The sequence below is a fragment of the Lentibacillus salinarum genome (assembly GCF_042679865.1).
Taxonomy (GTDB): domain Bacteria; phylum Bacillota; class Bacilli; order Bacillales; family Amphibacillaceae; genus Lentibacillus; species Lentibacillus salinarum.
The window spans coordinates 71012-80826 of record NZ_JBHTNH010000007.1; the positions used below are offsets into that span (position 1 = coordinate 71012).

Sequence of the window (9815 nt, forward strand, 5' to 3'; positions counted from 1 at the left end):
CGGGAATATCTCAGCAATTGCGTTAATAATAATCACTCCTTAGAGACGGTTGTATTGAAAAATAATAGGGTCAGACCCCCTGGGTGAGGGAGTCGGACCCTATGGAGTCATTGTAGAATATTTAAGTACATTCTTATGCCTGGCTTAATATTTTTCACCACTGCAGATTTCTTCGGTCGAAATATCTTCCGGTGGTGCGTTGTTCTCGGGATCAAAGCCGTTCTCTTCCAGAATGTCAGCTACTGTTCCATCGTCAATCAGCTTTTGCAGTTCTTCATTATATGCTTCACGCAGTTCATCGTTATCCGGGTGGAAAGCAGCAGCACCATAGCTTGGAACGCCATCGATATCCGGATGTTCAAAGTCATCTACAAATTCAATCTTGTCACTATCAGCTGATTCCACTGCCATCTTCACAGTCATTTCTGTACCGGTTGTTGCATCGGCACGCTCTGATTCAACAGCCGAGATCGTTGCAGGGATGTCATCAGCTTCCTGGATCTGATCTTCGCTGACCCCCTCTGTTTTGACATATTCAATTTCTGTCGCACCGGACATAATGGATACCGACGCATCAGACTCGGCGATATCCGCATAACTGTGCAGATCCAACGGGTTGCCTTTTTGAACAACCAGACCTTCCCCATACGTCATTTCCGGTTCACCGAAGTCTGCGTTTTCACAGCGGTCCGGGTTAATCGCCATACCTGATGTAATAACGTCAAATTTATCTGCGTTTAAACCAGGGATCAACTGGTTGTAATTGAGTATTTGACCTTCAACATTGTCCACGCCCAGTTCCGCAAATACCGCTGCCGTAATATCCGGTGATGCACCTTTTATTTCACCGTCTTCCTTATAACCATATGGCCTTTCGTCCGCATATCCAATCTGAACGGTTCCGGCTTCCTGAATTTCGGCTAGCTTTGAATCGCCGCCGGAATCGCTGTCACCTCCGTTATCCCCGTTATCGCCGCTTGCACCATCAGAACCGCCGCCGCAAGCAGCCAGAACAAGAATGAAGATACCAACGATTGAAGCTGCTAATAGTTTTTTCATCTCCTAAATGACCTCCCGTAATTTTTTAAGTAAAATCGGGTAACGTCCGGCAATCATGACGATAAGCCCGTTTACTTTTTCTCTTTCAATAGTGTTGCCTTAAGTGATGATAAGACAGTAAATAGTGTTTGTGGTCACCCCCAGGCAAAAAGAAGCAGTTTATGCGTGCGACTTTTTAACCAGTTTGTGAACAGCAGAACGGTGAGCGTATTACTGCAATCTGTCATACTACAATGTTATAGGGATTTATTCATCGGTTCAAACGTTGTATTTTTTGATAATTTGGAATATACCTTTATTATATTCGACTAAATGAATAAAACGCTCATATACCAATTTATGCTTACAAATAACTTGTATTACTGTTATATGCTCAGAAATAACAATTATTACAGAAAATTCAATTAACTCATGACGGTGTCACGTATATTTCTTTTTCAGTCACGAGTTGGCTATACAACTATTCAATCCAGTGGATAATGGGACTTTAGGGGGTGTAATGGAAAAGATGCGCTATTGCGTGATACTGCTTGAATGACTGTTGAATAATTGGTCTGGCTACCTAGGTGGGATATTAAAGAATAGACATGTTGGGATGCCTCGCTTCAGCCAGTTATGAATGCGATTAATGACTATTTGGATTTAACGAGGAAATATGTATAGCACAAGACCACACTATTCAGTATGGTCTCGTCGTATCCAACGGTTTTAAGTTTGCTTCAATCGCGTCCCGTTGATTTTCAAAAAATGGTGGCAGTGCCAGTGATTCGCCAAGGTGATCGACATCCTCATCTGTCGCAAATCCAGGTCCGTCTGTTGCTAATTCAAATAGGATGCCGTTCGGTTCCCTGAAGTAAAAGGATTTGAAATAAAAACGGTCTACCAATCCGGAATTAGGGATGCGTTCAGCCTGAATCCGGTCTTTCCATTTTGCTAATTCATTCTCATTATCAACACGAAAGGCCACATGATGGACACTCCCTCGGCCGGGCCGTTCTTTTGGCAGGTCGCTACGTACTTCCAGATGAACTTCTGCACCAGTACCACCCTCGCCAGTTGCAAAAACACGTATATCGTCCTGCTCCTGGATAGGGGATGGATAGCTGCCGGTCTCCCGGAATGTTAAAATACGGGTCAATACGTTGATGGTCGGTGCGGGGTCTTGAACTGTCAGTTTGATAGGTCCAAGTCCAATGATGCCTTTGTCAGCCGGAACACTGCTATGCTCCCATACATTGCCACCCTTTACCCCTGCGTTTGTTTCATCGGAAATAAGCGTTAATCGCTGGTTTTCCGGGTCGCGAAAATGGATGACTTGACGACCGCCCTGTTCTGTCATCCCATCATGGTCAACACCGTATTCGGTTAGCCGGTTGTTCCAATACTTCAGCGCACCATCATTTGGAACTCTCAAGGAAGTTCTGGATATGCTACTGATTCCCGGATAGGTGGTGCCTGCTCGGGGTATTTCGAAAAACGTTAAATCAGTTCCAGGGTTGCCGATTTCATCCGCATAAAACAAATGGTAAACCGATGGATCATCCTGGTTGATGGTTTTCTTGACCAAACGCATACCTAAAACATCTGTGTAGAAATGAACATTATTGGCTGCGCTCGCTGTAATGGCGGATACATGGTGAATGCCTTTTAGTTCCATAAAAATGACTCCTTTATGAATTGGTTATTTATACTTAATTACGGTTAATTGAATTCAGTATAAATGATAAATATAGTATAAATCGATTTTAGTGGCGTGTACAGAATGTTGCCTCACGTATCAGATTCACCATGCTTTGGACGGTGCCCCTGCTTCAGCTGGTCGATGCTCAAACCGAAGTCCATCTGTAAATGCGGGTAATCCTTGAAATTGCTCCAATCACCACCCCATTCAAACCCAAGTTCCTTTGCCATATCGGCAACTTCAAACCAGTCTGATTCACCGTTATTGTTGCCGTCATAATGGATATCCCAACTGACGTCCCCATTATGATTGCGCAACGCATAATCGACTGCGAGCCCGTAATTGTGGTAGGACTCACCGCCTTGCGCATAGGTAACAATGCTTCCGTCTTTTGTGCGGCCCTGCTTATATAATTCATCTTGCTTCTCGTTCGAACGTGTGGTTTCTGTAATAACGATATCGATATTTTCTTCGGCAGCCCGACCGACAAGTTCCTCAGTTTTTTCGGCGACGACCGGATCGAGATTTTCAGGGAGAGGCGCATCCTCTCCCTGATCGATATACCGATCTGTTTTTAATTGGTTATATAGATAGAATAGTATGACCAGAAACAGAATAATCATGAGCCATGCTGTCATATCTTTGCGGTAACGTTTCAAATTCGTTGTCTCCTTGAGAAAAGATGTTGGGTGACATTATAACATGTATGGTCCCAGATGGGCTTTCATTGCTTCATTGATCATAATCACCTTTCAAAGAAGCTCTTTTCGTAGATTTTGTTGCTCTTAGACTTTCGGAGTTGATAAAAACTGCGACACAGTGAAAAAGCATACTTAAGTGCTGTGATACCGCTCCGGAAATACACTACGCTTTCCGCGGGCGGCTGGTGAGCCTCCTCGTGCTGGGTGCTCGTCGTGTTGCAAGTGTTTACGGTGAAGCAGCACTCCTCGCAACTCGCAGTGTACTCGGTGGATGTTTCGCTCGTCGCACTGCGGGGTCTCACCGATGCCTTTGTTCCCGCAGGAGTCTTCGTGTATTTCCTCCGCTGGTATTGACGTTCTACATATTGAATGTTGAAAACCATGGAAAAAGTGTTAATGGGTTTTCTTTCACTATGGCATAACACGATATTAAGCTGCGGAAAAATGCGAGACTCCAGCGGGAAAGGAACAGTCTGAAGACCCCGCAGCGAGCGGTTAAGGAACAAAGGCTAAGAACGCCACGTCCTGTGGCAACGCCTTTGTGACCAACATCGTGTTGGCCCGCGAGCGAGGAGGCTGAAGCGTTCCCCGCGGAAAGCGAGTATTTTTCCGCAGCGACGAACTAGCACTCAGCCCTGATAGACTTGGAGGAAGACTTTCCAATAGTTACGTCGTAGTTTATGGTTTTTGTATCAAAAACAACAACCTTTTAGAAAACAGCCTTTAGGAAAGATGGTTGCCTGCCTCTATATATACAATCGAAAGAAATCAGCAAAAAGGGACGTGATTTCTGAAAAAAATTGTCTTGAATTATCATTATTCCGAATATAAGATATGAGAAAGGGGGGATCGTGATGGGGCCTGTCCTGATTGTTGTTCTGATCGGGTATTTGTTTGGCTGTGTTCATGGCTCACAGATTGTTGGGAAGTATAAGCAGCTGGATATCAAAAACAAGGGCGTCAATAATTCCGGGGCGTCCAATACAACGATATTGTTAGGCTGGAAGTATGGTATTCTGGTGGCACTCATTGATATTCTAAAAGCGACATTATCGATATTATTGGTGTTATACATTTTGGAAGGACAAGGGATAACCGGGCCTGAGCAAATCTTATTGGTCTATATTAATGCCCTATTTATCATTATCGGTCATAACTATCCGGTCACCATGAAATTCAGCGGTGGCAAAGGGACTGCCTCATTGGTCGGTGTGCTGCTGGCTGTTGATTGGCAAATAGCCATTATCGGAATTGGAATTTTGCTTTTATTGACTCTGGCAACGGATTACCTGGTTGTCGGCGTTCTTTTCATGTATATGTCATTTCTGGTAACGACTTATCTGTTCTTTGGAATCGAACCGACAATGATCGTTGTGTTATTATCGGTTATGAGCATCATCAAACATATGGAGAATTATAAACGCATCTTCAATAGGGAAGAAACACGACTATCGAGTATGTTTCGGAAACAGCCATAGAAAATGGAGGCACCCATGCTGGACATTATCATTTGGATCATTATCGCCATATTATTTATCGCAAGCTTTGCCGGTATTATTTTTCCGATTATTCCATCGCCATTAGTGCTTTGGGTCGGTTTTCTGCTTTATCATTTTGTCATCAATGCTGATGAACTGACCTGGTTTTTTTGGGTGGCAATGGCTGTATTGACGATTATTTTAATTGGTGCAGATGTTATTGCCAACAGTTATTTTGTCAAAAAATATGGCGGAAGCAAGTGGGGGGAACGTGCCGCTGCGATTGCCGTTATTGTGGGTTCGTTCACCATACCGCCATTTGGGATTCTGATCGTCCCATTTTTAGCGGTACTGATCATCGAATTGATGCAGGCGAGGACATTTCAGGAGGCAATCCGGGCATCAATCGGGTCGTTAATCGGGTTTCTTAGCGGGGCAGCAGCTAAAGTCGTTATCCAATTGGCGATGATTGGATGGTTTGTTGTCACGATCATATTTTAAGTAGAAAGGGTTTTGCAGTATGAATCTACCATCACGCGTGATGACCATTGCTGGGTCTGCGGCCGGTGGGAGCGCCGGCATCCAAGCAGACCTGAAGACATTTCAAGAATTGGACGTATACGGGATGAGTGTGGTGACAGCGATTGTAGGTCGTCATCCCCAAACAGATAAAAACGTCCATCTGCAAACAATTGAAGCAATCGAGGCACAATTTGCTACGGCGACAAAGCAGGTGGGCATTGACGCACTTAAAACAGGCATGCTGTTTTCCAAAGAGATCATTGAAAAAGCAGCCGATTTGATTGCTGGGTCAAGTGCAGGAACAAAAGTGGTTGACCCGGTCATGGTCGGTAAGCTTGATTCGAAACTGCTCGCGGATGATGCGATTAACGTTTTAAAGGAGCGGTTGGTGCCACTGGCGGATGTCATTACGCCGAATGTGCCTGAAGCCTCTTATCTTTTGGATGGACGGGAATTGCGGACTGTCGATGATATGAAACAGTCGGCTGTCGACTTGCATGAGTTGGGACCACAATATGTTCTGGTAAAAGGCGGGCGTTTGAAAGGTGAAGCCGTTGATGTTCTATATGATGGTAAGACGCTGACGGCATTCGAAGCACCGCGGATTGCTACAGAAAATACGAGTGGGGCAGGCTGTACGTATTCGGCAGCAATCACGTCCTATATGTCGAAAGGGCATTCGGTTCCGGAAGCGATCCGTCTGGCGAAAAGCTTTGTCACAACGGCCATTGAATATGGATTTTCCTATAACGATATGGTTGGACCGACATACCATGCGGCAGAGCGTATGAAAGGTGAAGCGCATAAGATTAAAGTGGAAAAGCTTTGATGGAATGCTGATACTCGCGCGATGGAAGCACCCAAACGAGCTAGAGGAGCACCCAAACGTGCGATGGAAGTACCCAAACGTGCGAGAGCTGCACCAAATCGTGCAAGAGCAGTGCCAATGAGCGAAAAATTTAACAAGGGGAGTGGAATGAATGGGGAAGCGGGCGTTAATCAATGTGGATTATACGATCGACTTTGTGGCGGAAGAAGGGAAATTGACGTGCGGCCAACCGGGACAGGCTATTGAGGAAAAGATTGTTTCGATTACGAAGGATTTTATTGCTGCGGGCGATTATGTCGTGTTTGCGATTGATGCACATGAGGATGGGGACACTTTGCATCCGGAAACGGAACTTTTCCCGCCGCACAATATTATTGGAACAGAGGGTCAAGGTCTGTACGGTAATCTGGCTTCGGTTTATGACCAGCATAAGGAAGCGGCGAACGTCTATTATTTTGATAAAACACGCTATAGTGCGTTTGCGGGGACAGATTTGGAGATCAAACTGCGTGAGCGCGGAATAGATGAACTCCATCTCGTCGGCGTCTGTACTGATATTTGCGTGTTGCATACCGCTGTCGATGCGTACAACAAAGGGTTCAACATTGTGGTGCATCAAGATGCGGTAGCCAGCTTTAACGCAGTCGGGCATGACTGGGCGCTTGGTCATTTTAAAGAAACATTAGGTGCGAAAGTGGTATAATTGCTGAGGAAGGGCCAGTCCGGTCCTGGTCTTGGCTTTTCCAATTGATAAATGGAAGCAATTGTCTTTTTATTTCCTATTATATAAAGCTATCCATGATTGAGCTGAACGGAGGTTGGAAATGGTCAGTCTTTTCAAAAAGAACACATTTGCAAATTACATAATCAGGAGAGCGACAGCGAGTGATGTGGATACGGTTATCCGGATATTACGTGATGCGGCCGGGTGGCTGCGTGATAGGGGTATTTACCAGTGGGATTTTTACTTGACTGACGAAGCGGCATCGGAAGTAAGACAAGCGATTAAGGCTGGGACAACCTATCTGGTGACAGACAATCATCAGCCGGTCGCAACGTTCAATCTTTCTCACCAGCAAAGCGAACTTGATGCCAGTGTCTGGGGCAATCGGGATGATAATGCGCTTTACTTGCACAGGCTGGCCGTTGACAAAAACTATCGTCATCAGCAAATTGGAAAAAAGCTATTGGAATGGATACAGGAAAATAGTCAAACTGACAGCCACGTGCTCCGTCTGGATTGCGTAGCGGACAATCCAGAATTAAATCAGTTCTATGTGAAGGCTGGATTTACCTTTTCCGGATACGCCGAGGCAATGAAAATTCAGTTTTCCCGGTATGAAAAGCCTTTGAATGCTTGACTTTTATGACTGTTTGGGTTGAGTAACTCTCGGATCTATCTGGCCGAAATCCCCTGTTACAAGCCTGTGGGCTAAAAACAAGAATGATAAGTAGGGGCTGAAGGAAAACCACTGCTGGTCAGGCTTGACTTTAATGGGACATCGTTTTATATTTAAACATACAATAGATGAAACGCTGATGGGGACTAGTATAGTTTGAATGTCTTTGATAGAGAGGGAATGACTGGTGGAAATTTCCAAAGGCACAAACTGGAACCTGCCTCTGAGTTCGCCGTTGGAAGGCGTTTTGCCGGAAGATGTGCGCGGTTTTCGGCCGTTATGAAATGAAGTGTGCAGTCGTCAGGGCGGCTGCAAACAAGGGTGGTACCACCAGACCTCGGTCCCTTTTTCAGGACGGAGGCTTTTTTATAAGATCAGAAAGTATAACATTTCAGGTGAAGGCTTTAATCGTGAAATCGGCTGGTTCGCCGATTTCCTCAAGTCTGACTTCCAGCCTCTGACCTCTAGAAAGACGAGGCAGGAGCCGAGTTTTTCTTAATTGATATAAAGCGTGTTCAAAAAGGAGAGTTTTCATTGGGTAAAAACAATAAACAATTTGTTGAAAAAATCACCGCCATGGAAGATGATTTTGCACAATGGTATACAGACGTTGTCAAACAGGCTGAGCTGGTCGATTATGGTGAAGTCCGTGGAACGATGGTTATTAAGCCATATGGATTCGCCATCTGGGAAAATATCCGTGACGAACTCGACCGACGCTTCAAAGAGACAGGTCATTCGAACGTGTATTTCCCATTGTTCATTCCGGAAAGTATGCTGCAAAAGGAGAAAGATCATATTGAAGGCTTTGCACCGGAAGTGGCCTGGGTAACGCACGGCGGCGAAGAAGAACTGGAAGAACGGATTTGTGTCCGCCCAACATCTGAGGTGCTTTTCGGCGAATATTATGCCAAAAATATTCATTCCTATCGCGATTTGCCAAAACTTTATAATCAGTGGAGCAACGTGGTTCGCTGGGAAAAAACGACTCGGCCGTTCCTCCGTTCACTGGAATTTTTGTGGCAGGAAGGGCACACCGCACATGCGACACAAGCTGATGCGGAAAAAGAGACAGCACAAATGCTCGACATTTATGCTGAAATCTGTGAGCATTACCTGGCCATTCCTGTTCTAAGCGGTAAGAAGACCGAGCAGGAAAAATTTGCTGGCGCCGAATATACATTGACAATCGAAAGTCTGATGCATGATGGTAAGGCATTGCAATCTGGTACATCACACTATTTTGGAACCGGGTTTGCCGAAGCGTTCGACATTCGCTATCTGGATGAAAACGGGGAGCAGCAGCCGGTCCACCAGACATCTTGGGGCATGTCCACCCGGATTATGGGTGCATTGATCATGGTGCATGGGGATAACCGCGGTTTGGTGGTTCCACCGAGAATTGCACCAACACAGGCGATGATTGTACCGATTGCCCAGCATAAAGAAGGCGTGCTAGATAAAGCATACGACCTGCGCGATCAACTACAAAGCCTGGTTCGTGTTGATATTGATGGTAGCGATAAGAAACCAGGCTGGAAGTTTAACGAATATGAAATGCAAGGCATCCCTGTCCGGATTGAGATGGGGCCGAAAGATATTGAAAATGAGCAGGTTGTTCTCGTTCGGCGGGATACCGGTGAAAAAGAGTTTGTACCATTAGCTGAACTGGAAGAGCGGCTGCCGGCTCTGTTGGAGGAAGTACAGCAGAATCTGTACAATCAAGCGCTGGAACATCGTGAAGAAGCAACCACGACAGCCGTAAACATGAACGAGTTCAAACAGGCATTGGATGAAAATCCAGGATTCATCAAGGCCATGTGGTGCGGCGATGCGGAATGTGAGGAAAAAATCAAGGAGGAAACATCTGCCACATCCCGCTGCATTCCGTTTGAGCAGGAGGAGCTTTCGGATTCCTGTGTGTGCTGCGGTAGAGAAGCTAAAGAAATGGTTTACTGGGCAAGAGCATATTAAATTGAAAAAAATCGGGCGCTGCTTGCAGCCGCCCGATTTTTTGTTCAACCGGAGGCGCACCAACATCAACCGGAGGCGCACCAACATCAACCGGAGGCGCACCAACATCAACCGGAGGCGCACCAACATCAACCGGAGGCGCACCAACATCAACCGGAGGCGCACCAACAT

The 9815-nt window shown here is 45.6% G+C and carries 11 protein-coding genes and 1 other annotated feature; of the genes, 6 read left to right on the forward strand and 5 right to left on the reverse strand.

Going from position 1 to position 9815, the window contains the following annotated elements:
- Positions 1-144: 144 nt before the first annotated feature.
- From ehuB to ACFQ4A_RS05860, 4 genes are all read right to left on the reverse strand, one after another.
- Positions 145-1059, reverse strand: coding sequence for an ectoine/hydroxyectoine ABC transporter substrate-binding protein EhuB (gene ehuB, locus ACFQ4A_RS05845; RefSeq protein ID WP_382398536.1), 915 nt, complete (start codon positions 1057-1059; stop codon positions 145-147).
- 679 nt (positions 1060-1738) lie between these two features.
- A complete protein-coding gene (locus ACFQ4A_RS05850) occupies positions 1739-2716 on the reverse strand; it encodes a ring-cleaving dioxygenase (RefSeq protein WP_382398538.1) in 978 nt (325 codons plus the stop codon).
- 113 nt (positions 2717-2829) lie between these two features.
- Positions 2830-3399: a M15 family metallopeptidase gene (locus tag ACFQ4A_RS05855; RefSeq protein WP_382398540.1), complete on the reverse strand. Its 570-nt coding sequence runs from the start codon at positions 3397-3399 to the stop codon at positions 2830-2832.
- 174 nt (positions 3400-3573) lie between these two features.
- Positions 3574-3777: a hypothetical protein gene (locus tag ACFQ4A_RS05860; protein ID WP_382398562.1), complete on the reverse strand. Its 204-nt coding sequence runs from the start codon at positions 3775-3777 to the stop codon at positions 3574-3576.
- 518 nt (positions 3778-4295) lie between these two features.
- Between ACFQ4A_RS05860 and ACFQ4A_RS05865 the strand changes: the two genes are divergently transcribed.
- The 6 genes from ACFQ4A_RS05865 to proS all read left to right on the forward strand — a co-directional run bounded on the left by ACFQ4A_RS05865 (position 4296) and on the right by proS (position 9644).
- Positions 4296-4919 carry a glycerol-3-phosphate acyltransferase gene (locus tag ACFQ4A_RS05865; protein ID WP_382398542.1) on the forward strand — a complete coding sequence of 208 codons (624 nt, stop codon included), beginning with the start codon at positions 4296-4298 and terminating at the stop codon, positions 4917-4919.
- Positions 4920-4934: 15 nt separating this feature from the next.
- On the forward strand, positions 4935-5420 hold the full coding sequence (locus ACFQ4A_RS05870) for a DUF456 domain-containing protein (protein ID WP_382398544.1): 486 nt from the start codon (positions 4935-4937) through the stop codon (positions 5418-5420).
- A gap of 19 nt (positions 5421-5439) precedes the next feature.
- Entirely contained in the window at positions 5440-6270 is an 831-nt protein-coding gene (gene thiD, locus ACFQ4A_RS05875) for a bifunctional hydroxymethylpyrimidine kinase/phosphomethylpyrimidine kinase (RefSeq protein WP_382398546.1), read from the forward strand.
- 151 nt (positions 6271-6421) lie between these two features.
- On the forward strand, positions 6422-6973 hold the full coding sequence (locus ACFQ4A_RS05880) for a cysteine hydrolase family protein (RefSeq protein WP_382398548.1): 552 nt from the start codon (positions 6422-6424) through the stop codon (positions 6971-6973).
- Between the two features lie 121 nt (positions 6974-7094).
- Positions 7095-7631 (forward strand): GNAT family N-acetyltransferase, encoded by a 537-nt coding sequence (locus ACFQ4A_RS05885; protein ID WP_382398550.1) that lies wholly within the window; start codon positions 7095-7097, stop codon positions 7629-7631.
- A 166-nt stretch (positions 7632-7797) separates the two neighbouring features.
- Positions 7798-8019: a binding site (T-box leader), on the forward strand.
- A 185-nt stretch (positions 8020-8204) separates the two neighbouring features.
- Positions 8205-9644, forward strand: a complete 1440-nt coding sequence (gene proS, locus ACFQ4A_RS05890) for a proline--tRNA ligase (RefSeq protein ID WP_382398552.1) — start codon at positions 8205-8207, stop codon at positions 9642-9644.
- On the opposite strand, the gene ACFQ4A_RS05895 is transcribed toward proS, so the two are convergent.
- Positions 9610-9815: hypothetical protein (locus tag ACFQ4A_RS05895; protein ID WP_382398554.1), on the reverse strand; the 206-nt coding region annotated here is incomplete at its 5' end. The genes proS and ACFQ4A_RS05895 overlap by 35 nt on opposite strands.

Excerpts from the sequence above, each read along its gene's own strand:
- ehuB (WP_382398536.1), bottom strand. The coding sequence starts at position 1,059 with ATGAAAAAACTATTAGCAGCTTCAATCGTTGGTATCTTCATTCTTGTT.
- ACFQ4A_RS05880 (WP_382398548.1), top strand. The coding sequence starts at position 6,422 with ATGGGGAAGCGGGCGTTAATCAATGTGGATTATACGATCGACTTTGTG.
- ACFQ4A_RS05885 (WP_382398550.1), top strand. The coding sequence starts at position 7,095 with ATGGTCAGTCTTTTCAAAAAGAACACATTTGCAAATTACATAATCAGG.
- ACFQ4A_RS05865 (WP_382398542.1), top strand. The coding sequence starts at position 4,296 with ATGGGGCCTGTCCTGATTGTTGTTCTGATCGGGTATTTGTTTGGCTGT.
- thiD (WP_382398546.1), top strand. The coding sequence starts at position 5,440 with ATGAATCTACCATCACGCGTGATGACCATTGCTGGGTCTGCGGCCGGT.
- ACFQ4A_RS05850 (WP_382398538.1), bottom strand. The coding sequence starts at position 2,716 with ATGGAACTAAAAGGCATTCACCATGTATCCGCCATTACAGCGAGCGCA.
- ACFQ4A_RS05870 (WP_382398544.1), top strand. The coding sequence starts at position 4,935 with ATGCTGGACATTATCATTTGGATCATTATCGCCATATTATTTATCGCA.